The organism is Nostoc sp. (assembly GCF_036917275.1).
Classification (GTDB): domain Bacteria; phylum Cyanobacteriota; class Cyanobacteriia; order Cyanobacteriales; family Nostocaceae; genus Nostoc.
Genome location: NZ_JBALDF010000006.1, coordinates 218101 through 243484 on the forward strand (window position 1 = coordinate 218101; position 25384 = coordinate 243484).

Consider the following 25384-nt stretch of genomic DNA (forward strand, 5'->3'; position numbering starts at 1 on the left):
GTGCGTTAACGAAGTGTAACAGACTCTACGAATATCGGATAATTTCTTTTTTGGTATTCATTTAAATTATGAATTGCTTCACCCATCTGGGAATACTAAATGTGGAAATCGTCAGGATTTAGCAGTATGGTTACTACTCTAGTTACTATTCCCGGATATCAAGTTAAGGAACAACTTTATAATGGTTCAAAAACCCTAGTTTATCGCGGTTATCGAGAAACTGACTCCTTAAGAGTAGTGATTAAACTGCTGAAAAATCCATATCCTGGTTTTAGTGAACTGGTGCAGTTTCGCAATCAGTATACCATTGCCAAAAATCTTAACTCACCTCTAATCATCCAAACTTATAGCTTAGAACCTTATCAAAATGGCTATGTATTGGTGATGGAAGATTTCGGGGGAATTTCTCTTAAAGAATGGGGAATAGGGTCAAGTCTACGAAATATCACGGAGTTTTTACAGATAGCGATCGCTCTATGCAATATCTTAGATATACTGTACCGCGATCGCATTATTCATAAAGATATTAAACCCAGCAATATTTTAATTAATCCAGAAACAAAAGAAGTTAAATTAATTGACTTTAGTATTGCATCTCTACTACCACGAGAAACTCAAACGTTGATCAGTCCCAATGTGTTAGAAGGGACACTTGCTTATATTTCCCCAGAACAAACAGGAAGAATGAATCGGGGGATTGACTACCGGACTGATTTTTATTCACTAGGTGTCACTTTTTACGAATTACTTACAGGAAAGTTACCCTTTGAGTCCAAGGATGTGATGGAGTTGGTGCATTGTCATATTGCCAAACTTCCTGCTCCTTTGGAGCCATTCAAAATTTCTAAATCGATTTCAGATATTGTCATGAAATTGATGGCGAAAAATCCCGAAGAACGCTATCAGAGTGCATTAGGACTGAAATATGATTTAGAAAATTGTTTAACTCAACTTCAGTCAACTGGCAAAATTGAGAGTTTTCCAATTGCACAAAGAGATGTGTGCGATCGCTTTATTATCCCCGATAAACTCTATGGACGAGAAACAGAAGTAGAAATCCTCCTCCAAGCATTTGAAAGAGTTAGCCTTGGTGCAACTGAAATGATTCTGGTAGCTGGTTTTTCCGGTGTTGGTAAAACTGCGGTTGTCAACGAAGTTCATAAACCGATTGTACGTCAATACGGTTATTTTATTAAAGGTAAATATGACCAATTTCAACGGAATATTCCCTTTTCAGCATTTGTGCAAGCATTCCGAGATTTAATGGGGCAATTGTTAACAGAAAGCGATGCTCAAATCCAGGAATGGAAAAATAAGCTTTTAAAAGCTATGGGGGAAAATGGGCAGGTAATTATTGAAGTCATCCCCGAATTATCAATAATTATTGGTATCCAACCACCTGCACCAGAATTATCAGGAACTGCCGCACAAAATAGATTTAATTTATTGTTCCAAAAGTTTACCCAAGTCTTTACTATTGCCGAACACCCATTAGTAATATTTTTAGATGATTTGCAATGGGCAGATTCAGCATCATTAAAGTTAATGCAACTATTAATGACTGATTCAAGGCATCTTTTTATTATTGGTGCGTATCGTCATAATGAGGTCAATGCAGTACATCCGTTAATGTTGACCTTGAGTGAAATCGAAAAAGCACAAGGAACGATTAATACGATTACTTTAGCACCACTGAGTCAAGTGCAAGTAAATTACTTAGTTGCTGACACACTTAAGTGTTCAGAAAATTTAGCTCTACCTCTTTCTTTATTAGTATCTCAAAAAACTCAAGGTAATCCGTTTTTCACTACACAATTTCTCAAAGCATTGCATCAAGATGAACTGATTGAGTTCAGCTTTAAGTCAGGCTGTTGGAAATGTGATATTACACGAGTTACTCAGCAAGCGGTGACAGATGATGTTGTTGCTTTTATGGCATTTCAATTGCGAAGACTGCCGTCATTAACTCAAAATGTATTGCAGTTAGCTGCTTGTATTGGGAATCAGTTTGATTTAGGAACTTTGACTATTGTTTCGGAAAAATCAGAGATAGAAATAGCAGCTTGTTTGTGGAAAGCTTTACAAGAAGGATTGATTTTGCCTACTGATGATATTTATAAATTTTATGTTGGTCAAGAAAGTCAAGCAGTTACTCAAGAAATTTCTCAAACTGTCAAATACAAGTTTTTGCACGATCGCGTCCAACAAGCTGCATACTCTCTTATCCCTGAAAAGGAAAAAAAAGCTACTCATCTACAAATAGGCAAACTATTACTTCAAAACACACTTGACATCGAGGAAGAAGACAAAATTTTTGAAATTGTTAATCAGTTAAACATTGCATTAATACTAATTGTTGATCCGATTGAACGAAAACAACTCGTCAACTTAAATTTGAAAGCAGGTACGAAAGCAAAATTGGCAACTGCTTATACATTAGCAGTTGAATATTTAACAATAGGTTTACAACTTTTACCTCAGGAGAGTTGGCGCAGCCAGTACGAGCTAACACTAGTACTATATCAATCCATTACAGAAGTACTTTGTCTTAGTGGTGACTTTGAACGCATGGAAAGCTATGCAACCGTCGTTCTACAGCAGGCAAAAACCCTCCTTGAACAAATTCCTATCTACAATGTCAAGATTCAAGCCTACATGGCGCAGGCGCAGCATAAGAAAGCTTTGCAAATCGCACTGACTGTTCTTCAATCAATAGGAGTGGAACTGCCTCAACAAGTCAATCAAACTGATATCGAGTGTGAACTGGAGCAAACAAAACGTCTTTTGGCAGATAAAGCAGCGACAGATTTACTGGAACTGCCAAAAATGACTGATGTGACTATCCTGGCAGCAATGCAAATTTTATCGAGTATTATGTCAGCTGCCTATCAAGCCGCTCCAGGATTGTTTCGAGTAATTGTCTTTAAACAAGTTCAACTGTCAATCCTCTATGGTAATGCTCCAGAATCTACCTATGCCTATGCTAGCTATGGATTTATACTCTGCGGTGTTCTAGGAGAAATTGATACAGGATATGAGTTTGGGGAAATGGCATTACTGTTACTTGACCATTTAAACGCTTTCAAACTGAAATCAAAAACTCTATTTGCAGTGAATTGTTTTATCCGACATTGGAAATCGCCTGTTAAAGAAACTTTAAATCCTCTTTTGCAAGCTTATACGACTGGTTTAGAAACCGGAGATATTGAATATGCTGTAATGTCTGCCTATGTTTTTGGTAGATATGCCTATTTGAGTGGTCACGGGTTACACGAATTAGCCCAAGCTATGGGAAACTATGGCACAATTATGCATCAGCTTAAGCAAACCACCTATTTGAATTTCAACAGCATCTATTATCAATCAGTTTTGAATTTATTAGGAATGGCAGACAACCCTTGTTTTTTAACTGGGGAGATTTATGATGAAGTCACAATGTTACCTCTACATCATGCTGCCAATCAAATTAGTATTATTTGTCAGCTTCATTTTTGTAAATTACTTTTATGTTATCTTTTTGGTAACTATAAAGAAGCACTAGAAAATGCAGGCATTGTAGAGCAGTATTTAACCAGTGTAACTGGATTAGTGCTAATTCCAACATTTTATTTTTATGAATCTTTGACTAATTTAGCCTTATATAAAGACTGCTCAATGGTCGAGCAGAAATTAATTCTTGAACGAGTAACCGAAACTAATAAAAAGCTAAAAAAATGGGCACAGAGTGCGCCGAAGAATTATGCTCACAAATCCAACTTGGTAGAAGCTGAAAGCTTTCGGATATCAGGACAGAAAACTGAAGCAATAGAATTATATGATCGCGCCATTTCTCTTGCTAAAGAAAACGGCTACATCCAAGAAGAAGGACTTAGCAACGAACTCGCAGCCAAATTCTACCTCGACTGGGGTAAAGAAAAAGTTGCCCAAGTATATATGCAAGAAGCATACTACTGTTATGCTCGCTGGGGTGCGAAAGCCAAAACCGATGACTTAGAACAACGCTATCCCCAATTGCTGCAACCCATCCTGCAACAGCAAAGAATTAACCTCAACCCCCTAGAAACTATTGCGTTTCGTGGGACTTTTTCATCTACTCACACTTCTGGCACTAATAGCACTAGTAGCACCAATATTTCCAATGTTCTAGATTTTACCTCTGTCCTCAAAGCCTCTCAAGCTATCTCCAGTTCTCTGGAAATAGATCAACTCATTACCAGTCTCACCCGCATTATCTTAGAAAACTCTGGTGCGAAAAAATCTGCACTAATTCTTCCTCAAGGAGAGGACACTGCTGTGCGGGGGTTCCCCCCGTTGAAGCAAGTGTCCGGTGATACTTGGCAAGTTAAGGCAATTACCTTTATTAATCATGGATCAAATTCTCATATTGAGATACAAACCATTCTTAATTCACAACCACTAGATACTTGTCAAGATATTCCTACAACAATTATCAATTACGTCAAAAATACCCAACAAACAGTTGTGATCGATAACTTGCAAACAGATATTCCTGGTTTAATTGGGGAATATATGTACCGAACAAAACCCCAGAGTGTATTATGTACCCCAATTATTAATCAAGGACATTTGGTAGGTATTATTTACTTAGAAAATAAATTGACTCCAGGAGTGTTTACCAGCGATCGCCTCAGCGTTATTAATCTTCTTTCTTCCCAAGCAGCAATATCTCTAGAAAATGCTCAACTTTATCAACAAGCTGGGCAAGCATTACAAGACTTACAACAAGCCCAATTACAAGTTGTCCAAAGTGAGAAAATGTCTGCATTGGGTAATTTAGTTGCCGGGGTAGCTCATGAAATGAATAATCCTTTGGGCTTCATTTCTGCCAGCCTTCAACAAGCTAAACCCAGCCTTGCAGATATTGTTGAACACTTGAAACTCTATCAAAAAAGTCTCCCAAATGCTGATGATGAAATTATCGATCATGCCGAACAAATCGACTTGGATTATAGCTTAGAAGACTTACCCAAGATTATTGATTCAATGGTGATGGCGTGCGATCGCCTCAAAAATATCAGCACTAGTCTCCGCACTTTTTCCCGTGCTGATAAAGATTACAAAGTGCCGTTTAATATCCACGAAGGTATCGACAGTACGATTTTAATTCTCAAACATCGCCTGAAAGCTAACGAACAACGTCCAGCAATTGAAGTAATAACTGATTATGGGAATTTGCCCCAGGTTGAATGTTTTCCTGGGCAATTAAATCAGGTATTTATGAATCTTCTAGCAAATGCCATTGATACGCTAGATGAATCAAATACAGGACGGAGTTTTAAGGAAATTAAGGCCAATCCCAACCGAATTATAATTAAAACTTACCGGGAAAATGAAAGTGTGAAAATTGCTATTATTGATAATGGCAAGGGGATGAATGAATTAGTGAAACAAAAGATTTTTGACCACTTATTTACTACAAAAGATGTAGGTAAAGGGACAGGATTAGGATTAGCGATCGCTCGTCAAATCGTTGAAGAAACCCACAATGGCAAATTGAGTTTTAACTCTGTTTTAGGTGAGGGTACAGAATTTTTAATTGAAATGAAGTTCTAAAAAAATTAAACAGGTAAATCACCAGCACTCTGGATGTTTTCTAATATTAAGTCAGGGCTACTACGTTTAATCAAGCCAGTTAGGACTTTACCAGGGCCAATTTCCATTACTCGCTGGATACCGTTGGCTGGTAATTCCAGAGAAATTTCTCGCCATCTTACAGAACCAGTCATTTGTTTGTTCAGGCGTTGCTTTAAAATCTCGGCATCAATAGACGGAATTGGTTCTACATTAGACAACACTGGCACAATAGCCGACTGAAATTTCACAGATTCTAGAATGTCTTGGAATTGGGCAGCTGCTGGTGCTATTAAATGTGAGTGAAATGCTCCAGAAACTTTTAGGGGAATAGCACGCTTTGCTTTTACTTGAGTCATCACCGCTTGTACAGCCTCACTTGTGCCTGAAATTACCACCTGAGTCGAACTATTATCATTTGCCAGCACTACATCAGGCGTTTGGGCAATGACTTTTTCTAACTGTTCGCGGTCAAAGTTCATCAAAGCCGCCATCATCCCACCGACGGCATTATCCATGAGTTCTGCACGACGCTTTACTAGATATAAACCAGCAGACCACTCAAAGACACCCGCTATGTAAAGGGCAGTATATTCTCCCAAACTGTGGCCAGCAACTAAATCTGGGTGATGTCCTCGTTCTCGGAGAAGGTCAGCAAGAATGCTTTCCACCACATAAAGAATTGGCTGGGTATATAGCGTCTGTGATAACTTCTCTTCTTGAGTTTGACAGATTTCGGTTACAGACCAGCCCAAAATTTCCTCAGCCTGAGCAAATTTGTCTTTAGCGGCGGGTATATCTAATAAGTCCATTCCCATTCCCAGTGCTTGGGAACCTTGTCCGGGAAACACCCATGCAGTTTTTATCATTGGTCATTAACAAAGGACAAAATATTCACCGAATTTTATATTTTAAGTTTTGAATAATGGAATTGAATAATTCAAAAGCGTTCGACTAAGCGTTCACACCGTACCCCTACGGGGATCTTGCTACGCGCAGCGTCCCGTAGGGAAGAAAGAGCATTCATGCATGGAATCAATCTAAAATCTAAAATTAAGTTACCTTCCCCACTGAAAAATTGCCGCACCCCAGGTAAGACCGGCACCAAAGCCGGATGCAGCAACGATGTCATTGGGTTTAATTTTACCTTGTCGCACTGCTTCATCCAAAGCTAAGGGAATGGAAGCAGCAGAGGTATTGCCGTACTCGGCGAGATTACTTATAACTTTATGTTCTGGGACATTTAGGCGTTGGGCAACGGCATCGATAATCCGCTGATTGGCTTGATGTAAAAGCAGCCAATCTATTTGGTCAACGCTGAGGTTGGCTTGAAACAAGGCTTTGTCAATGATTTCTGGCACTTTTTGGACAGCAAAGCGGTAGACTTCTTTACCATTCATAGTAATGGGTTGGTAAGTGCCTTTAGTGACATTTACACCTGACAGTAGTTCTTGGGAAACGCCTGCATAGGCAAGGTTGAGGTGATGGTTTTGAGTGCCATCACTTTTAAGTGCAAATCCCAACAAGCGATCGCTTTTGTCAGCCTGCAAAACTACTGCCCCGGCACCATCACCGAACAATACACAAGTGCGCCGATCTTCCCAATCTACCCAGCGAGAGAGGATATCTGCCCCGATCAAAAGTACATTTCGGTAAACACCGGTTCTAATGTATTGGGCTGCTGTGACTAAACCAAACACAAAGCCGGAACAGGCAGCGGTCAAGTCAAAGGCTACTGCGTTGGTGGCTCCCAATTGAGCCTGTACTTGACAAGCACTACCAAACAAATCATCAGGGGTGGAAGTGGCTAGTAGAATCAGGTCTAGGTCTTCTGGTTTAATTCCCGAAGCTGCGATCGCCTGACTACTGGCGGCAGTAGCGAGTATACTCAAGGACTCAGATGGCTGCGCTAATCGCCGTTGACGAATTCCCGTTCTTGTGGTAATCCATTCGTCTGATGTTTCAACTACTTCACTCAATGTCTGGTTGTGTAAGGAAGTTGCTGGTACTGCCGAGCCACTTCCGGTAATTGCTACGCCTAAATTTTGCACACCTAATCTCCCCAGCTATCAGCTTTTTGCCTTTTTTCCCTTGTCTTTTGTCCTTTGTCCTGGCAAATGACAAATGACAAACGGCTCATGACTTATAACTGAATCGCTAACCGCTCTCGCGCTCTAGGATATATTGGGACTGAATTCGCTGTAGCACCTGGTTGTCAACAGCTTCTTTGGCCATCCGAATTGCATTAAAAATTGAAGGAGCTTGTGAGCTACCGTGACCGATAAAACAGACTCCTGCCACGCCTAACAGCAAAGCGCCGCCATGTTCTGCGTGATCCATCCGTTGCTTTACCCGCTTCAGGTTGGGTTTTAAGAGTGCTGAACCAACTTGACCGTGCAATCCTTGGGGTAATTCTTCCCGCAGAATTTGCAAAATCACTTCTCCGACGGCTTCAGCAAATTTTAACAATACATTACCGACAAAGCCATCACAGACAATTACATCAAAGCGACCGGAAAGCACATCACGCCCTTCGGCATTGCCAATAAAATTAATTTGGGAATTTTCGCGGAGCATTTGGTGGGCGCGGACGGCTGCATCATTGCCCTTAGAGTCTTCTTCACCGATATTCAATAAACCCACTTTCGGTTCGGTTGTACCCAAGACATATTGACTGTAGGCCGAACCCATGACACCAAACTGCTCTAAAAACTTGGGACGGCAATCTACATTCGCGCCGACATCAAGTACTAATACTGGCTTCCCAGCAATAATCGTGGGAAAAACTGTCCCTATGGCTGGGCGGTCGATTCCTGGCAATCGTCCTAAGCGGAGCAAAGCGGATGCCATAGCTGCCCCAGAGTGACCGGCAGAAAATACGGCATCTGCCTGCTGCTGCTTGACTAAATCCATCGCCACATTGATCGAAGCCTTGCGTTTGCGTCTAACTGCGTTTAAAGGCTCCTCATCCATAGCGATCGCTTCCTCAGCAGTGACGATCTCTACCTGCCCTAAATTCGTTTTTGGCGGCAAGGCAGCTTCTATTTGTTGGGGATCACCTACCAACAATATATTTACACCCAATTCTTCTCGTGCTCGCAGTGCGCCAGCAACAATTTCACCGGGTGCGTGATCCCCTCCCATTGCGTCAATTGCGATCCTTACACGAGTCGATCCCATTGCTCAGAGCTTTTAGAAACCTTATAAATTTTACCAGATGGCAATGCCCGAAAAAGCTTAACTTTCTGACCGCCAAATTATTTCTGTTACTATTGCAACAATTTTTGCTGGCAAGCTCAAGATAGCACGAATTGTTTGTGACTGGGCATTGGGCATTAGGCAATTCAATTTTGGATTTTAGATTTTTGATTTTAGATTGAAATTTAATCTCAACTCCAAAATCTAAAATCAAAATTCTTACTCCCCACTCCCTACTACCCAGTCAACTAGCGCCCGAACGCCGTAGCCAGTTGCCCCCGCGCCGTTGTAGCCATTTTCTTTATCTGTCCACACTGGACCTGCAATATCTAAGTGCGCCCAAGGGGTTTCTTTGACGAATTGCTTGAGGAAAAGGGCGGCGGTAATTGCACCACCCGGACGCGGGCCTGTATTCTTCATGTCCGCGATACCAGACTTTAACCCTTCAAAATATTTTTCTTCCATTGGCATCCGCCAAATCTTTTCGCCTGATGTTTGGGCAGCTTTCTCTAGCTGGGAAGCTACAGCATCATCGGGAGTGTACAAACCAGCAATATCGTCACCCAAGGCAATGACGTTGGCACCAGTCAGGGTGGCTAAATCCACGATCGCATCTAATCCCAATTTGTCGGCATACACCAAAGCATCTGCTAGGGTCAAACGTCCTTCAGCGTCGGTGTTGTTCACTTCGATTGTTTTGCCATTTGATGCTGTGAGAATGTCTCCAGGGTGCATGGCGTGACCGCTAATCATGTTTTCAGCCACCGCCGAGATAAAGTGAACCTCAACATCTGGCTTAATTTGAGCAATTGCTTTTGCCGCGCCCAAGGTAGCAGCTGCACCGCCCATATCCATTTTCATGGTTTCGATGCCGCTACCAGCACCTTTAATGTTGAGTCCCCCGGAATCGAAGGTTACACCTTTGCCAATAATTGCTAGTTTCTTTTTGGGTGTACCTTCTGGCTTGTAAGTTAAGTGAATGAATTTAGGTGGCAACTCGGAACCTTGCGATACTCCCAAAAATGCACCCATGCCTAACTTTTCACAGTCTTCTCGTTCCAGAATTTCCACTTGTAAACCGTGATCGTTAGCGATCGCTTGAGCAGTTTCTGCCAAAGTAAGCGGTGTTACTGCATTGGCTGGTGCGGCTACTAACTGGCGTGCCAAATTTACCCCGGCAACGATTTGATTGGCGCGGGTGATGGCTGCTTCTTGTCCACCGAAACCTAGTAAATCTACGGTTTCTATTTGTGATCCTTTTTCTTCTGGTTCTGATTTAAAGCGAATATCTTGGTAAAGCGCCAATTCGATGCCTTCTGCGATCGCTTGGGCGCTGGCTGCTGGATCGTTATTCCACAATGGAAAACTAAATCCCAGAATTTTGCTTTTTTGCTTTTTTCCTACCCTGGCTACAGCAGCAGCAGCGCGGCGCAGAGTATCTGGTTGTAGTGCATCTGGTTTTCCTAAACCTACCAAAATCAATTTCCGCACTGGGCTACCAGCATTTACACGAGTGAAGATGGTACTGTTGGCTTTACCTTTAAATTCTTCTTCAGCAATCAGTTCTTTTAAGACACCGGAAAACTTTTGATCTAAAGTAGCTAGTTCTCCGGTTAACTCTACTGCATCTTCAAATAATCCAATTGCCAAACTATCGCCTGCCCACTCTAGCAAAGGCTTATCACTAGGTTGAATTTTCATTTTGGGATTTTGTGTAAATATTCCTTCTTGTACCAGTATTGCTCAAAATTCTTGTTTCAGTATAAGGGAAGTGGGGAGTGAGGGAGCAGGGGCCAGTAGCTATAATGTTAGTGCTGAGAGTGTCAATCGATAATCTTCTTGAAAATGCATGATATTTTAACCATAATAAATTAGTGGAATGGCAAATTGAGTTTCATGATGATTTCGAGTCTGAGTTCGATGCTCTACCTCAAGAAGTAAAAAATGAGTTGCTTGCTACGGTTCAGGTATTAGAAATGTTAGGCCCACAAGCAAAACGTCCTCATCTTGATACGCTCAAAGGGTCGAAGTACGGAAACATGAAAGAGTTAATATTTTCAGCTTTTGGTGGTGTTTGGCGTGTGGCGTTTGCTTTTGATCCATTGAGACAAGCCATTTTATTGGTTGCAGGTGACAAATCCGGTATTAGCCAAAAACTTTTTTACAAACACTTAATTTAAAAGGCTGATGCACGCTATAAGAGTCATCTTAAAAAATTAAAAGAGGAAGGATAAGAAGAATGGGTAAAAGCCTAAGAGAAAAAATTAAAGAACAGCCAATAGAAAGCCAAATAAAAATTGAAAGCCGCGCTCAGGAATTAATAGCTCAGGAATTAACTAGGCAAAAACTTAGATTAGATAAAAGGAAAAGGTTTAAAAAAAGAGAAGTAGTTATATTTGGAAAAAAATTAATGATAGAACATTAATTTAGTAAAACACTAGAAAAGCCTGCCAAGCCGTTGGAGTTTGGCAGGCTTTAAAGTTATTAAAAATGGCTAGTTTTGTGTCTAATACTAGTGAACTCCGCTGATAACTCCACTTTTTTACCTCCTCTGCCTAATGCCTATGCCCCAATTCCATTTGTGTCAATGTCAAATTTCTTAGCGATCGCCTCTATTATTCCTTGCTCAGATGGTGTAATCTGATTGTCAAGCTGGGCAATTTTGTAACACTGAGCCAACAAGGGGATAGCAAAATCACGATTTAGCTGATTGATCAGTATATCTAAAGACTTAAGTGATTTGATATTTTGGGCAATGGTATCTAACGAGTTATGACTGAGGTTTACAGCTTGTAATTCTGGCAAAATTTCTTTCAAAGTCTTGTCTGGATGGCTAGCTAGGATCATGTGAACTAATATTTGATCCATGACGGCTTCTTGAGCGATCGCACTTTGAAGATACTTTTCACTCTCTGCTTTTAATGTTGCCAATGTCTGTGGCGATTCCAGGGAAGTTGATTCATCCAGCTTGGCTTCGTAAAATCGACAAGCAGCATAGCCCAATGAATAGATCATCGTCGCATTTGAACTAGCTGCGATCGCTGCACCCGCCAAGGGTACATTTCGCAACAAGCCTAATCCCGCAGCTTTCAACAAACGTCCTCCACCCAAAGCCAACCCAAAAATTGCCAAAATTTCACCTTTACGGGCAGGATTTTTTAAATCTAGCCCGTAGACAGATGCAATTTGATAAAGCATTTCTGACTGCAATTTGGTTGTGGCTGTTAAATCAATTGCCAACAGCGCCACTGCTATTCCTGGTAAAATACTAGTGGCTAGTCCAACTGTGCCTGCTTGAGTTGCTTTCTCCACCATGATTCGGTGAGCAATCTGGCTAGGTGATTCATTTGGATACTTTTGTTTGAGCTTGTTTACCGTAATTTCTGCTTTTTCCAAATCAACAAGATTAGTATCACTAATTAGCCAATTTAGATTTAACACTCCAGATAGTTTTCTAACCAGCCAATTTTCGCTGAGGCGATTCACAACCTCACCACTGGTTTGAGTTGTTTGCTCAATAAACTTGTGTGTTTGTTTCGCTGTCGCTTCTCCCACCCCTACTGCTGTGTCAAAAACTACTTTGCCAGTCTGAGCAACAGTTTCAACAAAAGACTCTAATCCAGACGGTTCATTTTCTACCGATGATTGAGCCTGGATTTTTACTTGTGAACTTTCTTTGGGTAAATTAACTAATTTGTTCGCCTCTATTTCCTGTTGAGGTTTGTCTGCCATTGCTTGATCCTATCCTGTAAAGCCTCTCTCTTTAAAGTTGTAGCGAAGTATGAGCGGCTTGACATCTCCCGACAAGTACAAGTTGCCACCAATAGGAATTATTCTGAGACTTAACTATAGATGTGCTAAGAGTGACAGAGGTTCTGATTTTACAACTGATAACCTAATGTCAACAACACTTTACCTTCTAAAATAGTGAGTATTTATGGAGTCAGAACGCCCAGTTTTCTTTGCAATCTGGTTTTGTCAATTACCCGCAATTGGTGGCAAAGAGCAACTGAATCTCGTTCTAATCCACCTTCACCACTTGGAATTAATAAACAGGTTGGCAAAGACACACGACGTAAATTTGTTGTTAGAGGAATGGTGATGACAGTGGTGGAAAATTCGGCGACGATATCATCTTGAAAGATAATAACTGGTCTTGTGCCTGCTTGTTCAGAACCCTTAGTAGGGTCTAAATTGGCTAGCCATACTTCACCTCGTTGAACCCTCATTTAAAATCTTCTTGTGTAAGAAGTTTTGCATATTCATCTAATCCTGCTTCAGCCAGTTGACGATCTTCCTGGGCAAATTCACTGTAAAGAGCAGCCATTTTATTTTTATCTATTTGCCAACTAATATTTCTGCTGCGGAATTTGAGAAAGGCAATAAAATCACTAACTTGTTTGAGTTGTTCTTCATTCAACTTGTCTAATTCTAAGCTGAGGAACTCTTTAAGAGCAACCATTTGAGAGTCTCCAGAAATATGTGGTTAAGGTTTTTGAGGATACAAACATTATTTGAAGGTGACGATATATGATATTTTTTTTACCCTATCTTCTTCCCGAACAAGATAAAAGAAACAAAGGTTGTGAACTGCTTGAATTTATGTGTAGCAAACTTTTTACCTTTTAATACCTATATCAGCATTAGTTTCTAAAAAGTTGTTAGCCTTGAGAATGTCATAGAGATTAATATCTTCCTCTAACAAACAAGCGTGTCCGCAATTGGGCAACACCACAATTTTGGTATTTGGTAAGATATTCGCTATCCGCTTCACTTCTGTTACAGAAGGCAAAAGGCGATCGCTAGCACCAGCAATCAACAAAACTGGTTGAGTTAAGCGACTTAACTGCTCATCATCAATATGAAACTCTCGCAGTAAAGACAACCGCCAAAGAACGGTTTCTAAGGGGATAGAACGCATAGTTTTCAGCAACTCATGGCGATCGCTTCGGGAAATGCGTGGCAAAGATGATAAAAACGGCAATAACGCCAGTGCCCCAACATCATACAATCCTGATGGCACTAGGGAAGTTAGTTGGGATGCCCAACTTAACCAAGGGCGAAGATGAAAAGACGAAGCTGGGTTAATTAGGATAATTCGCTTAAATAACTCTGGTGCTTGGATTGCAACTTTCATTGCCAAGCAACCACCAAAGGACTCACCACACAAGTAAACTGGCCTCTCGGAGCTTTTTTCTAATTCCGCATCGATCAAGTCCAATACACTTTTAGTTAGCACATCCCAAGTGTTCAAGTCTTTGCGTGGGAGCGCCAAACAACGGACATCAAAGCCAGTTTCTAATCCAGCGGTTTGCGATCGCAATAATTGACCAGTTCCATCCATTCCTGGCAAATATACTAACAGCGGATACTCTGGCTGTACTCGTTTAGGAGTCAGGAAACAAGGATTTAGCTCAACTTCTGTGATAGTCATTGGTAGATAAATTTTGGACTGGTAATTGTTAGTTATAAAAGTTTCGGTACTTTTGATTTTAATAGCAACCTTGACGCAGTAAATTGCTAATTTCGCCGTGACAGTGTTCTGTCAATTCAGCCACAACAGTTCTGGCTTGTTTCCCGTGATATTTTTTCTGCTGTTGGGGCGTAATCCAATAAGGGCGACCGATTAACACAGCAACCCGACGATAAATTACCAGAGGATGCCAACCAGCTTGCTTAAATAAAGGTTCTGAAGGGTCAAATACACTTAAAAGCCTTAAGGGGAAGCCATTCGTGTTTACCTCTTCTAAGGAGGCGATCGCGATCGGTAAAATAGCTAGATCCTGCACATCCGCTCGCAATGCCAAATGGGCAAATCCGCGCTGAAATTCACCCATTTGGTTTGGCACAGTAAATTTCACCATTGGTTCAGTTCCTTCTGGAAATACTCCCACCATCTGCCTGGACTGCAACAGCATCTGTGATTGCGAAAAAAAGCTTTGCTGGCGGTTTTGAGTTTCCTCCAAAGGAAAACACCCGAATTGTTCGATGACAATCTCCCGCATTACTGGCACTTGTCCCATGTAGTGATGGCAAGCAAAGCGAATCGGACTCGATAACGCCGCCATTAAAATCGGTGCGTCCATAAAGCTGCGGTGATTGCTGACTACCAATACGCTGGCATCCCGGGGAATCCGATCCTCGTAATAACGAAACATTTGCGTTGAGAGTGCTGCCATCAAAGCGTGAGAAATTTCCAGGGGGCTATTTAGACTCATACCTAATCGATATATTTTTCCGGTAAAGATGGCAGTTTATCTTAATTTAATTTTTACATTTCTTTACTATTGCCATGACTGTCTTAAGATAGAAATGTCTAATCCATAAACCCAGCTAGATTTTCTCTGCTTGGGATTCTGTATTCCTGAACACAATAATATCTAATAGAAAGTATTTAAAAAAATTATGATTAGTTGATTTCCAGATTTTAGGCACAAATTAGCTGAATTGATGGATATTACAAAACAATTATTGACTTGAGAAATTTGCTACTATAAAAAAAAGTATGGGAGAAATAAAAATAATATTGTATAATTTAATTTTTTTACCGATAAAAACGTTTTAATAAGTTGATTTTTTTTGCATGAATCTAGTGAATAAAACAGAAAAGACATTTGCACTGACAACACCGCTATATTATGTAAACGATATTCCCCATATAGGCAGTGCTTATACAACGATCGCAGCAGATGTAGCCGCGCGATTTCAGAGGCTGCTGGGGTATAAGGTATTACTGATTACAGGTACAGATGAACATGGGCAAAAAATCCAGCGATCGGCAGAAAGTTTAGGCAAAGCACCACAAGAGTTTTGCGATGAAATTGTCCCTAGTTTTATTACTTTATGGCAGTTACTAGACATTCAATACGATCGCTTTAGTCGGACTACTGCGCCTCGTCATGAAGCGATCGTTAAAGAATTTTTTGAGCGAGTATGGGAATCTGGTGATATCTACCAGGGACAACAAAAAGGCTGGTACTGCGTATCCTGCGAAGAATTTAAAGAAGAACGGGATCTGTTAGAAGGACACCGTTGCGCGATTCATACTAACAAAGAAGTCGAGTGGCGAGACGAGCAAAACTATTTTTTTCGCTTATCCAAATATCAAACTAAGCTGACAGAATTTTATCAATCTAGACCGGATTTTATTCAACCAGAAAGTCGGCGGAATGAAGTCCTCAGCTTTGTAAATCAGGGGCTGCAAGACTTTTCCATTTCACGGGTGAATCTAGATTGGGGTTTTCCTGTACCAGTTAATCCTAAGCACACCCTTTATGTCTGGTTTGACGCGCTGCTAGGTTATGTCACAGCATTACTAGAACCAGATGCAGAACCGACTTTAGCAAATGCTTTGGAAACATGGTGGCCAATCAACCTGCACCTAATTGGTAAGGATATTCTGCGCTTCCATGCAATTTATTGGCCCGCAATGTTGTTGTCGGCCGGCTTACCCTTGCCGGAGCGAGTATTTGGGCATGGCTTTTTGACTAAAGATGGTCAAAAAATGGGCAAAAGTCTGGGTAACACCCTTGATCCTGTGGCGTTAGTTCAGCGCTATGGTAGTGATGCCGTTCGTTATTACTTCCTTAAGGAAATCGAATTTGGCAAGGATGGAGATTTTAATGAAGTAAGGTTCATTAATGTTCTGAATGCAGATTTGGCGAATGATTTAGGTAATTTGCTCAATCGCACCTTGAGCATGGTGAAGAAATACTGCGCTGAGAATAATGTCCCATCAATCGGCAATGAAGGAATTCCTGACGAAAATCCTTTGAAAAAAATTGGTTTACGTCTAGGGGAACATGTAAAACATGCATATAAAGAGCTAACTTTCAGTCAAGCCTGCGAGGCCATCCTTTCACTGGCGCAAGCTAGTAATAAGTTTATTGATGAACAAGCTCCTTGGACATTATATAAACAGGGACAGCAGGAGTCTGTGGAAAAAGTTCTGTACGCAGTTCTAGAATCAGTTAGACTCGTAGCTTATCTCCTATCCCCAATTATTCCGAACATCAGTAGCGATATTTATCAGCAACTGGGCTTTGGAATAAACTTTAACGATCAAATACAAAGTTCAGTTACCGCTCCTTTTGCCACTCATGCGACATGGGGAATACTATCGAGTAAACAACAGTTGGGTACACACCAACCAGTTTTTAAACGAATAGAACCTCTGAAAAACGATTAGCCTTTATCAAACTCTGATTTTGTTCAATTTCTTATTCTCTTGTAAAAATTTATCGGGGCTTAACTTAAATTAGCCCCGGAACATTATCATAAGCCACTGTGACTAGCATCTAAAAGTTCGTAAGTATCAAAAATAACAAGGATAAAAATCGAGGTATGAGAACGATGTTGAATAATTTGGAAAACGATTCAATATTTACCCCAGAACAAGTTTTGGAGAATCGGGGCAGGGTCGCCATATTTATTGATGGCTCAAATCTATTTTACGCTGCACTGCAACTAGGGATTGAAATCGATTATACGAAGCTATTGTGTCGATTAACAGGAGGTTCTAGACTCCTACGTTCTTTTTTCTACACTGGTGTAGACCGAACAAACGAGAAGCAACAGGGGTTTCTGCTGTGGATGCGTCGCAACGGCTATCGAGTCATTGCTAAGGATTTGGTACAGCTACCAGATGGCTCTAAAAAAGCTAACCTGGATGTAGAAATAGCAGTAGACATGATGGCGTTAGTAGATTCTTATGATACCGCAGTTTTAGTCAGCGGTGATGGGGATTTAGCATATGCGGTAAATTCAGTCAGCTATCGCGGCGTGCGGGTAGAAGTGGTAAGCTTGCGTTCAATGACCAGTGACAGCTTAATTAATGTAAGCGATCGCTACATTGATTTAGAAGCCATCAAAGAGGATATTCAAAAAACCCCTCGCCAAAGCTATCCATACCGGCCGTTATCTGGTATTGGTTTTTTGGAAGACTCTAGAACTAGTGAAGGACACCTAGAAATCCAAGAATAATGGCGCATCAATTTCGTAAAAGGGGGAGAGAGGGGGTAAGAAAAATTCAAAATTACTCCTCGACTCCCTGCTTCCTGCTTTTTCCTTTGACTTTTTTCTTGGTATTTGGTTTAGTTGCCTGCGGGGGTAAATCCCCCCTAGCTTCTCAACAAAATACTGCTGCTTCATCTAACCAAGATAGCAATTTAACCTTCTTTGATGTCACATTAGAACAAGCAGATGAAGTGGGAAGACCGATTTGGAAAGTTAAGGCTAAAACCGCAAAATACACCAAAGAAAAACAAATTGGGCAAGCTGAAAGTCCTTATGGTGAACTATATCAAGATGGCAAAGTAGTTTACAAAATTAAGGCAGATGTAGCAGATATTGAACAAGATGGGAAGCAGTTGTTTCTTAAAGGTAAGATATTTGCCATAGATCCTAGTAATGGGATTGTGTTGCAAGGTAATGAATTAGAATGGCGTCCCAAAGAAGATTTGTTGATTGTCCGCAAGCAGATTATTGGTAATCATAAACAACTACAAGCAGTGGCGCAGGAAGCGCGAGTTAAAACCCGCGAACAGCGCATGGAATTTTCTGGAGGAGTAGTGGCAAATTCCACTGATCCCCAGATGCAAGTAAGAACCGAGCATTTGATCTGGAATATTAAAGAAGAAAAACTGATTGGCGATCGCCCGTTACAAATTGACCGCTATAAAGATAATAAAATTAGCGATCGCGGCAAGGGAAATTCTGCCGAAGTCAACTTAAAAACAAAAATTGCCACTATTCAACAGAATGCTCAATTAGAATTACTAGACCCACCAATGCAAATAGCTAGTAACTCTATGACCTGGAACATGAATGCAGAAACTGTCACCACAAACTCGCCCACGCGAATGTTCCAGCGTGCCGAAAATGTTACAGTGACAGCCAATCGAGGTGAAATGAAAATACCACAAAAAACCGTTTATTTAACAGGTAACGTCAACGCCGTTGGTCAGCGTCGCCAATCTCTGAGATCCAATACACTAACTTGGTATCTAGACAATAAGTTAGTTGAAGCTCAGGGAAATGTGATTTATCGGCAAGTTGACCCCCCGTTAAATTTTGCGGGTGAAACAGCCGTTGGTAATCTGCAAACAGAAAATATTGTTGTCAAAGGTGGCAGTTCTAGCGGTAGAGTAGTAACGGAGATTATTCCCCAAGAAAGAGCCAATCGTTAGTAGTAAAGTTAGGGGGAATGGGGCCTACCCTGACCCATAAATTTTGGGTTGGTCGAGTACTAGGCTAGGATCTAAGTACTACAAGTCTTTTAATAACTCATGAATGGATCAAACCGATTAGGTAAGGAATCCTTGCCAACATCCCAGCAAGCAGAACATTCTCACGATCACAATACAGACCACGAACATACAGATCATACTCATGGGGCTGGAAAGTCGGCTCATTCTCATGTCCATAGCGAAGAGTCTTTACGGCGAATTGTCAATCGATTATCGCGGATAGAAGGACATGTTCGCGGTATTAAGACAATGGTGCAGCAGAGTAGCCCTTGTCCTGATGTTCTACTGCAAATTGCCGCAGTGCGCGGTGCATTGGATCGGGTGGCGCGAATTGTTTTGGATGAACATTTAACTGAGTGTATTGGTAGAGCCGCACAAGAGGGTAATATTGACGTTGAAATTAAACAGTTAAAAGCTGCTTTGGATCGATTTTTACCTTAAAAATTAGAAAAATAAAAAATTATAGGGGTTATCATCCTGGTAAAGTACGTTTTAAAATGATAGTTTGGGCGGTTCCAAGGCAGTTACAGGGCAGTAAATAGACCCTCAAAGTTGTAGTAAACGCTTACTAGGAACTTTGTGCATAAGCCATAAAATAATCCGGTGTGCGATCGCACTTAATTTCTACTGTAGACGAGCGATCGCTAACATAATTTATGCGCGAACTTCCTAAAATATGATTTTCAATAATTATCAATTTCATTATTCTTTAATTGGCACTTTAGATAAACCACTTATTCTTTTTTTACATGGCTTCATGGGTAACATTGATGAATTTGATGAAGCTATAAAATTACTATTAGATGAATTTTCCTATTTAACAATTGACCTTCCTGGACACGGAAAAACTCAAGTTTTGGGTGGGGATGATTACTATACAATGACAAACACTGCCCATGCCTTAATCAACTTGCTGGATGAGTTAAAAATTGCCAAATGCTTCTTAGTTGGTTATTCAATGGGTGGAAGATTAGCTTTATACCTCACCCTACATTTTCCCGAACGTTTCTTAAAAGTTGTACTAGAGTCAGCTTCCCCAGGTTTATCAGCAGAAGCAGAACGATTAGAACGCATTAAACTTGATAGGCAAATAGGTAGAAAATTAGTAAGAAGTGTTACTAGAACTGATTTTATTACTTTTCTATCAAATTGGTACAATCAACCAATTTTTGGTAGTCTAAAAAATCATCCAGAATACAATCGCATGGTGGAAAGTCGGTTGCAGAACAATCTCCATGAATTAGATAAATCACTGCGCTTTATGGGGACTGGCTGCCAACCATCTTTATGGGAAAAGCTACAAGATAATAAAATATCTATGCTTTTACTAGTCGGTGAATATGATGAAAAATTTATATCAATTAATACAAAAATGGCTAAAATATGTGAAATTGCCCAGCTAAAAATAATTAGTAATGCTGGACATAATATTCACTTTGAAAATACCTTGGCATTTGTAGAAAATATCAAATATTTTTTGTCCGCAGCAAGTTAAAAATTAGGATAACTTCACTGCTTCTTTACTGCCTTGTTAGAAGGAGTTGGAGATGGTGTCAATTTCGGGGCTGTTCGTTGATTAGCTGCGGTTAATTCCTCTTGCAACATTTTCTGATAAATCTTAGGCAAAGAGCTACTAACAAAATTAGTTTCTATACCATATCCTAGACTTGTCCAAGTGGGAGAAAGTCGCCGCAAAACATCATTTAACTTTCCCTGATGCAACAGTTGAGAAATATCAGTTCCCCAAACTTTAGAATCACTTAACCAACGGTAAACCACTATATCTTGATATTCTGCTTCAAAACTATAAGTAGTCCAAAACATCATCTGCATCGGCTTTGGGTGATAACGGGGGGCTAAACGATACCAAGTAATGTTAATAATTTGATATCTGCCAGCAGCCGTAGAACAATTACCTGTGTTGGGGCCTGTGACAATTGTGACGCATATTTCAGGATGTCGGCTAAGGTCGTTGACTTGTTGTCCACCATACAACAGCGAATAGGGACGATTGCCACTTGCTTCACTCGCTGAGATGGTTCGCATTAAAGCGCGGATATAGGGGTCGCCCTGTTTCATGACCAAAGGCGGCTGTTTAACTGCAAAGATGGGATCAGAAGGCGATCGCAAGTCTCCAATATACCATTGCAACAAATACACAAAGCCAAGAAGCGCGGCTATTGGCCCAATAAGTTTTTCAACACCTTTGAATTCAAAGCCTTTCAGAGTCCAACTCCTTCAAATTCGCTCTCTTTACTAACAAAAATCATCGACGAACTTATTCTAGTAAAGTTCACACCTGATTGTTAGTTACATGGTATCCGTTATTCCTGAGTGCTGTAAATCAGAACTATATCAATTCATGCCCTATAAGTATGGAGCAGAAGATGTAATTATAATATGGATAGATGAAGAAAAAGTTGAACTGTAAAAATAGATATATCAAATGTTGTTTAGTAAATCAACGATTCTATAACGATTAAATTAGGTGGGTTATATGTCTGAACTTACAGATGAACTGGAATATATTTTCGATTGGTTAGTATCTCTAAATCCTGATTATTTGAATGGCTATAATCCAGGTTTAACTAGACAAAAAATTGACGAAATCATCAAGGAATTGCCCTTCAATCTATCTGAGGAAATATACGAGCTTTATCAATGGCGAAATGGTTGTGCTTATGACTATAATTTACCTTTGACGGAATTTCTTTTTCCCGAACAGTTGTATAGTGGCATCCCTATACCATTCTGTTCTTTACAGGATTCAGTTTATATTTACACAACTATCGGAGAAGCTACTAACTATGATGATGCATATTGGAATCAAAAATGGTTTCCTATTGGTCAATATGAGTCCAAAAGAAGCCTTTATATAGTTGGCGATCTGAATCCATCTCCGGTTTATCTTTGGGATGTTGCTTGCCTTGATGATTCGGTAAGAGTCTATAAAAATCTTACGAGTATGATATCTGTAATTGCAGAATGTTGTGAGTTGGGTTTATATCAATTTATACCAGATAAATATGGAGAAGATGATGATATGGTAATACGAATAGATGAAGAAAAGTTAGAGCTTGAAAAAGAGATATATCGAAAATATAACTTATAATTATAAATAGCTTGAAATTACCGAGTTATTTATAAATTTGACGATTATATAACGATTTTTTCACTTTTGGCAAAAAACTCATCCAATAAAATCATCATCCTCAAAATCGTATTAGTTTTTATTGACGATCGGGCTAAAACTTAAGGCGATCGCTTTTTGTTGATGAAGGAGAAAGAGCTACGCTTACTTATGTTATAATTAGATAGTTAATTTTCCCAGCCATTAGCTATGACAACAGAAATATTAAAATCTGTTGAACCTACCCTTTATGAGGAAGATTATTATTTATGGGTAGAAACAACACTTAAACAATTAGAAAATAAAGATATTGAAAATATTGATTGGCAACATTTATCAGAAGAAATTGAAGCTTTGGGAATTGAACAAAGACGAAAAGTAGAAAGTTACTTAAAACAATTATTAATTCATCTTTTACTTTATCGTTATTGGGAGACGCAGAAAGAAGATTGTCAACGAGGTTGGCAAATAGAAATAACTAATTTCCGTGATGAGCTAGAATTTTCTTTTCGTTCCAAAACACTTTATAACTATTGTCTTAACTGCTTAGGTGCAGTTTATATTAAAGCCAGAAGACAAGCAATTCAAAAAACAGGTTTAACGCCTGAGATTTTCCCAGAACAATGCCCTTTTACTCCGGAAGATATTTTTAACAGTGAGTACTTCCCACAATAAAAGTGATTTTATATCACTTTTGTGAAGATGAAGGTAATAATAGAGTGATCGCTTTGTCTATCCTGAATGAATATAGGGTTAAAGCGCCGGATGAGCAATGCGCTTTAACCCTATATTTTGGCTGTGGAATGGAGCGATCGCTTTCGGGAGTGGAATCAAGGGGCGGTCAATTTAGATGAGGTAAGCTAATGGACAAAGTGCGACGCCGATAGCGTACTCCTACGGGGAAGCAAGCTACGCGCAGCGTCTCGTAAGAGAGCGTCATAGCCTATCGTAGACATCGCTTTTTCATGAAGATGTAAGCCGATCATTTTGGGAAATAGAATCCAATCGAATATCAGCACTGTTGAAATAGCTCCTTAAAGCTTTTTGAGGCTGCTTCAGGTTTGGCAACAATTTCGACAATTTTATTGCGTGCATCTGCTTCAAACAGTGCCTCAACTGCAACTTGGGCAACTTTTTGCCTGGGGATGCTACCGTCGAACAGTGTATCAGCGCTCTGCATCACGATCGCGTCGAGGTTATCTTCATTCTTTAACCCACCAGGTCGCACAATCGTATAAGTAAGACCACTTTTCTGGATATACTCTTCAGCTTGTTTTTTCCACACCAAAATCAGCCAAAACAAGTTTAGCGGATGGAAAAGCTGGGAAGTACACAATGAAGAAACGAAGACAAAATGCTCAATTCCCTTTACCTTAGCAGCATCTACTAAATTTTTACTCCCTTCAAAATCTACCTTATAGGGGCCAGTGGGGTCAAAGCTAGGTTTTGCCCCAGTAGCAACCAACAGAACTGTGCTATTTCCCAACCCAGTAGTCAGACTTTCTGGTTGTAAAACGTCGCCTACCACCAATTCGACTTCAGGAGACAGAATAGCCCTGGCTTTCTCTACATCCCGTACCAAGGCTCGGACGGGAATATTCCGCGCTATTAATTCTTGCACAATCCGGCGACCTGTTTCACCCGTTGCCCCTGCTACAAATGCTTTCATGAGAAATGCTATCCTGGGAAACTATTGTGTGCTTGTTCAGTTCTTTATTTTAGTAATTCTATGGAGGTAATGGCAGATTAATGAGGTTTCGGTCAAAATGGGATCTAAATGCGAAATGACCCAGGCGCATGGGGAATTATTAATATAGATCAACGCCAAAATATACAGTAATGCATTTATGCTTTCAACAAAAGGCGAATATAAATCCTGGGAAATAACAGAAGCAGTTTTACCTGTAGCGTCCAGCCAACAAGAAACCGAAGACACATTAACAGAAGCAAATGTAGCGACGCTTACAAAATTTTCTGGTCATTATCAAGATTTTATGGAAATGCCTGCCTCAGCTGCGAAGGTTGCTGAGTATCTCAATGCTCACGCCTCATGGTTTTGTCGTTGCGCTGAACCCATGAAGGTGGAATCACTTGGGGAAAATGGCTATGCTTTAGGAATTGGTCGTTTTGGTGCTTTCGGTTATGAAGTAGAACCGAAAATTGGTTTGGAATTGTTGCCCCCAGAGGAGGGTATTTACCGCATCCGTACAATCCCCATCCCTGATTACCATCCGCCTGGTTACGACGTAGACTATCGGGCATCTCTACAGTTAATAGAAAACAATGCTTGCAGTAGCATTGGCGAGGTTACCAGAGTTGAATGGGAATTGGATTTAATGGTTTCTTTGCACTTTCCCAGGTTTATTGAGCGATTACCCAAGTCTATAGTTCAATCTACAGGTGATCGCTTACTTAACCAAATCGTCCGCCAAGTCTCCCGCCGCTTAACTCGCAAAGTTCAAGAAGATTTTCAGAAATCTTTGGAAATACCCTTTGCTGCTAATTCTAAGCAAAAGCAGTGATTCAACAGTTATTTTTTGTCATTTGTCACTAATTAGTGACAAATGACAAACTACTACTTAATCTATGCTTGAGTCAGAATTTTTTGGACAATTTGCACGCCAGTAACAGCCTGCCAAGCAAAAAGTCCCAAAAGGATAGAATTCAACAAAATGTGAGTTGCACGCGCCCAATTTGCCCCTTTTTGCATATAAGGAGACAAAGCAGCAGAAAATGCAATCAAACTCATCATACCCAGCCCTGCTAGTAAGTGAGATCCGAAAAATAACTTACCATTATTGATGTAAGTGACAGCCATTGCAGCGATCGCACCTGCCACCATCAAAGCTAGGAGTATAGACCCCATTTGGTAGTGTCTGACGTTATATCTACCTTTAATCAGTTCTTTCTTTTCTTCCCCATTAGCGTTTCTGGTACGCTGTACTTGCAGCCCCAAGTAAGCAGCATAAATTGAGAGTGCTAATAGTGCCCACATGAGCACCGGATGAATGAAGTTCAGCCAATATTTAATTGATGGAGTAAGTTCCAGACTCATCGTGTTCTCACCTAATTATTAAATCTTCATAAAAATTAGCATAACTCTAGTTTCTGTGGTTAAAGCTGCACAGAGTAAAAGAGAATAAAGAAAATTCTGTTCTCCCATCTCCCCTACAATTTTGCTTCGCCCTCTTGCCAAAGTGGATAAACAATCTCAGAC

The 25384-nt window shown here is 40.3% G+C and carries 24 protein-coding genes; 11 read left to right on the forward strand and 13 right to left on the reverse strand.

The window, feature by feature from the left end; genetic code table 11:
- Positions 1–126 precede the first annotated feature (126 nt).
- Positions 127–5574, forward strand: a complete 5448-nt coding sequence (locus V7K35_RS02560; RefSeq protein ID WP_335076102.1) for an ATP-binding sensor histidine kinase — start codon at positions 127–129, stop codon at positions 5572–5574.
- Between the two features lie 5 nt (positions 5575–5579).
- On the opposite strand, the gene fabD is transcribed toward V7K35_RS02560, so the two are convergent.
- From fabD to V7K35_RS02580, 4 genes are all read right to left on the reverse strand, one after another.
- Positions 5580–6461: an ACP S-malonyltransferase gene (fabD, locus tag V7K35_RS02565; RefSeq protein WP_335076104.1), complete on the reverse strand. Its 882-nt coding sequence runs from the start codon at positions 6459–6461 to the stop codon at positions 5580–5582.
- Between the two features lie 189 nt (positions 6462–6650).
- A complete protein-coding gene (locus tag V7K35_RS02570; protein ID WP_335076107.1) occupies positions 6651–7643 on the reverse strand; it encodes a beta-ketoacyl-ACP synthase 3 in 993 nt (330 codons plus the stop codon).
- A 106-nt stretch (positions 7644–7749) separates the two neighbouring features.
- Positions 7750–8772, reverse strand: coding sequence for a phosphate acyltransferase PlsX (gene plsX / locus V7K35_RS02575; protein ID WP_335076109.1), 1023 nt, complete (start codon positions 8770–8772; stop codon positions 7750–7752).
- Positions 8773–9009: 237 nt separating this feature from the next.
- Positions 9010–10491, reverse strand: coding sequence for a leucyl aminopeptidase (locus tag V7K35_RS02580; RefSeq protein WP_335076111.1), 1482 nt, complete (start codon positions 10489–10491; stop codon positions 9010–9012).
- Between the two features lie 173 nt (positions 10492–10664).
- Here V7K35_RS02580 and V7K35_RS02585 point away from each other — a divergent pair, with 173 nt between their 5' ends.
- Positions 10665–10970, forward strand: a complete 306-nt coding sequence (locus V7K35_RS02585; protein WP_335076113.1) for a type II toxin-antitoxin system RelE/ParE family toxin — start codon at positions 10665–10667, stop codon at positions 10968–10970.
- A gap of 59 nt (positions 10971–11029) precedes the next feature.
- Positions 11030–11215, forward strand: coding sequence for a hypothetical protein (locus tag V7K35_RS02590; protein ID WP_335076115.1), 186 nt, complete (start codon positions 11030–11032; stop codon positions 11213–11215).
- A gap of 137 nt (positions 11216–11352) precedes the next feature.
- On the opposite strand, the gene V7K35_RS02595 is transcribed toward V7K35_RS02590, so the two are convergent.
- The 5 genes from V7K35_RS02595 to V7K35_RS02615 form a co-directional block, all read right to left on the reverse strand.
- Entirely contained in the window at positions 11353–12522 is a 1170-nt protein-coding gene (locus V7K35_RS02595) for an EcsC family protein (RefSeq protein ID WP_335076117.1), read from the reverse strand.
- A 203-nt stretch (positions 12523–12725) separates the two neighbouring features.
- The gene (locus tag V7K35_RS02600; RefSeq protein ID WP_335076119.1) at positions 12726–13019 is read right to left on the reverse strand and encodes a type II toxin-antitoxin system PemK/MazF family toxin; all 294 of its coding nucleotides are present in this window, start codon (positions 13017–13019) and stop codon (positions 12726–12728) included.
- Positions 13016–13252, reverse strand: coding sequence for a hypothetical protein (locus V7K35_RS02605; RefSeq protein ID WP_335076121.1), 237 nt, complete (start codon positions 13250–13252; stop codon positions 13016–13018). Before V7K35_RS02605 ends, V7K35_RS02600 begins: the two co-directional genes overlap by 4 nt.
- A gap of 156 nt (positions 13253–13408) precedes the next feature.
- The gene (locus V7K35_RS02610) at positions 13409–14224 is read right to left on the reverse strand and encodes an alpha/beta fold hydrolase (RefSeq protein WP_335076123.1); all 816 of its coding nucleotides are present in this window, start codon (positions 14222–14224) and stop codon (positions 13409–13411) included.
- A gap of 58 nt (positions 14225–14282) precedes the next feature.
- Positions 14283–15008, reverse strand: coding sequence for a lysophospholipid acyltransferase family protein (locus V7K35_RS02615; RefSeq protein ID WP_335076125.1), 726 nt, complete (start codon positions 15006–15008; stop codon positions 14283–14285).
- 365 nt (positions 15009–15373) lie between these two features.
- Here V7K35_RS02615 and metG point away from each other — a divergent pair, with 365 nt between their 5' ends.
- From metG to V7K35_RS02635, 4 genes are all read left to right on the forward strand, one after another.
- Positions 15374–16978, forward strand: a complete 1605-nt coding sequence (gene metG / locus V7K35_RS02620; RefSeq protein ID WP_335076127.1) for a methionine--tRNA ligase — start codon at positions 15374–15376, stop codon at positions 16976–16978.
- Between the two features lie 164 nt (positions 16979–17142).
- A complete protein-coding gene (locus V7K35_RS02625) occupies positions 17143–17772 on the forward strand; it encodes a LabA-like NYN domain-containing protein (protein WP_334794088.1) in 630 nt (209 codons plus the stop codon).
- A complete protein-coding gene (lptC, locus tag V7K35_RS02630) occupies positions 17772–18977 on the forward strand; it encodes an LPS export ABC transporter periplasmic protein LptC (protein ID WP_335076129.1) in 1206 nt (401 codons plus the stop codon). The genes V7K35_RS02625 and lptC overlap by 1 nt, the downstream gene beginning before the upstream one ends.
- A gap of 99 nt (positions 18978–19076) precedes the next feature.
- Positions 19077–19478, forward strand: a complete 402-nt coding sequence (locus V7K35_RS02635) for a metal-sensing transcriptional repressor (protein WP_335076131.1) — start codon at positions 19077–19079, stop codon at positions 19476–19478.
- A 127-nt stretch (positions 19479–19605) separates the two neighbouring features.
- Here the strand turns inward: V7K35_RS02635 and V7K35_RS02640 are convergent, their stop codons facing one another.
- The gene (locus V7K35_RS02640; protein ID WP_335076133.1) at positions 19606–19740 is read right to left on the reverse strand and encodes a hypothetical protein; all 135 of its coding nucleotides are present in this window, start codon (positions 19738–19740) and stop codon (positions 19606–19608) included.
- Between V7K35_RS02640 and menH the strand changes: the two genes are divergently transcribed.
- Positions 19714–20532 carry a 2-succinyl-6-hydroxy-2,4-cyclohexadiene-1-carboxylate synthase gene (menH, locus tag V7K35_RS02645; RefSeq protein ID WP_335076135.1) on the forward strand — a complete coding sequence of 273 codons (819 nt, stop codon included), beginning with the start codon at positions 19714–19716 and terminating at the stop codon, positions 20530–20532. The genes V7K35_RS02640 and menH overlap by 27 nt on opposite strands.
- Before the next feature lie 14 nt (positions 20533–20546).
- Here menH and V7K35_RS02650 read toward each other — a convergent pair whose 3' ends face one another.
- Positions 20547–21197 (reverse strand): glycoside hydrolase family 24 protein, encoded by a 651-nt coding sequence (locus V7K35_RS02650; RefSeq protein ID WP_335076137.1) that lies wholly within the window; start codon positions 21195–21197, stop codon positions 20547–20549.
- Between the two features lie 337 nt (positions 21198–21534).
- Between V7K35_RS02650 and V7K35_RS02655 the strand changes: the two genes are divergently transcribed.
- Complete coding sequence (locus tag V7K35_RS02655; RefSeq protein WP_335076138.1) at positions 21535–22149, forward strand: SMI1/KNR4 family protein; 615 nt, start codon at positions 21535–21537, stop codon at positions 22147–22149.
- A gap of 228 nt (positions 22150–22377) precedes the next feature.
- Positions 22378–22842, forward strand: coding sequence for a DUF29 domain-containing protein (locus tag V7K35_RS02660; RefSeq protein ID WP_335076140.1), 465 nt, complete (start codon positions 22378–22380; stop codon positions 22840–22842).
- A gap of 337 nt (positions 22843–23179) precedes the next feature.
- On the opposite strand, the gene V7K35_RS02665 is transcribed toward V7K35_RS02660, so the two are convergent.
- Entirely contained in the window at positions 23180–23836 is a 657-nt protein-coding gene (locus V7K35_RS02665) for an NAD(P)H-binding protein (protein ID WP_335076142.1), read from the reverse strand.
- Between the two features lie 178 nt (positions 23837–24014).
- Here V7K35_RS02665 and V7K35_RS02670 point away from each other — a divergent pair, with 178 nt between their 5' ends.
- Positions 24015–24689 carry a DUF1997 domain-containing protein gene (locus V7K35_RS02670; RefSeq protein WP_335076144.1) on the forward strand — a complete coding sequence of 225 codons (675 nt, stop codon included), beginning with the start codon at positions 24015–24017 and terminating at the stop codon, positions 24687–24689.
- A 62-nt stretch (positions 24690–24751) separates the two neighbouring features.
- On the opposite strand, the gene V7K35_RS02675 is transcribed toward V7K35_RS02670, so the two are convergent.
- Positions 24752–25222, reverse strand: a complete 471-nt coding sequence (locus V7K35_RS02675; RefSeq protein WP_335076146.1) for a DUF4079 domain-containing protein — start codon at positions 25220–25222, stop codon at positions 24752–24754.
- Positions 25223–25384: the final 162 nt, after the last annotated feature.

Bases quoted from the DNA above. Each gene is read 5' to 3' on its own strand.
- V7K35_RS02560 (WP_335076102.1), top strand. From the start codon at position 127: ATGGTTACTACTCTAGTTACTATTCCCGGATATCAAGTTAAGGAACAA.
- fabD (WP_335076104.1), bottom strand. From the start codon at position 6,461: ATGATAAAAACTGCATGGGTGTTTCCCGGACAAGGTTCCCAAGCACTG.
- plsX (WP_335076109.1), bottom strand. From the start codon at position 8,772: ATGGGATCGACTCGTGTAAGGATCGCAATTGACGCAATGGGAGGGGAT.
- V7K35_RS02580 (WP_335076111.1), bottom strand. From the start codon at position 10,491: ATGAAAATTCAACCTAGTGATAAGCCTTTGCTAGAGTGGGCAGGCGAT.
- V7K35_RS02590 (WP_335076115.1), top strand. From the start codon at position 11,030: ATGGGTAAAAGCCTAAGAGAAAAAATTAAAGAACAGCCAATAGAAAGC.
- V7K35_RS02595 (WP_335076117.1), bottom strand. From the start codon at position 12,522: ATGGCAGACAAACCTCAACAGGAAATAGAGGCGAACAAATTAGTTAAT.
- V7K35_RS02600 (WP_335076119.1), bottom strand. From the start codon at position 13,019: ATGAGGGTTCAACGAGGTGAAGTATGGCTAGCCAATTTAGACCCTACT.
- V7K35_RS02605 (WP_335076121.1), bottom strand. From the start codon at position 13,252: ATGGTTGCTCTTAAAGAGTTCCTCAGCTTAGAATTAGACAAGTTGAAT.
- V7K35_RS02610 (WP_335076123.1), bottom strand. From the start codon at position 14,224: ATGACTATCACAGAAGTTGAGCTAAATCCTTGTTTCCTGACTCCTAAA.
- V7K35_RS02615 (WP_335076125.1), bottom strand. From the start codon at position 15,008: ATGAGTCTAAATAGCCCCCTGGAAATTTCTCACGCTTTGATGGCAGCA.
- metG (WP_335076127.1), top strand. From the start codon at position 15,374: ATGAATCTAGTGAATAAAACAGAAAAGACATTTGCACTGACAACACCG.
- V7K35_RS02625 (WP_334794088.1), top strand. From the start codon at position 17,143: ATGTTGAATAATTTGGAAAACGATTCAATATTTACCCCAGAACAAGTT.
- lptC (WP_335076129.1), top strand. From the start codon at position 17,772: ATGGCGCATCAATTTCGTAAAAGGGGGAGAGAGGGGGTAAGAAAAATT.
- V7K35_RS02635 (WP_335076131.1), top strand. From the start codon at position 19,077: ATGAATGGATCAAACCGATTAGGTAAGGAATCCTTGCCAACATCCCAG.
- menH (WP_335076135.1), top strand. From the start codon at position 19,714: ATGATTTTCAATAATTATCAATTTCATTATTCTTTAATTGGCACTTTA.
- V7K35_RS02640 (WP_335076133.1), bottom strand. From the start codon at position 19,740: ATGAAATTGATAATTATTGAAAATCATATTTTAGGAAGTTCGCGCATA.
- V7K35_RS02655 (WP_335076138.1), top strand. From the start codon at position 21,535: ATGTCTGAACTTACAGATGAACTGGAATATATTTTCGATTGGTTAGTA.
- V7K35_RS02660 (WP_335076140.1), top strand. From the start codon at position 22,378: ATGACAACAGAAATATTAAAATCTGTTGAACCTACCCTTTATGAGGAA.
- V7K35_RS02665 (WP_335076142.1), bottom strand. From the start codon at position 23,836: ATGAAAGCATTTGTAGCAGGGGCAACGGGTGAAACAGGTCGCCGGATT.
- V7K35_RS02670 (WP_335076144.1), top strand. From the start codon at position 24,015: ATGCTTTCAACAAAAGGCGAATATAAATCCTGGGAAATAACAGAAGCA.
- V7K35_RS02675 (WP_335076146.1), bottom strand. From the start codon at position 25,222: ATGAGTCTGGAACTTACTCCATCAATTAAATATTGGCTGAACTTCATT.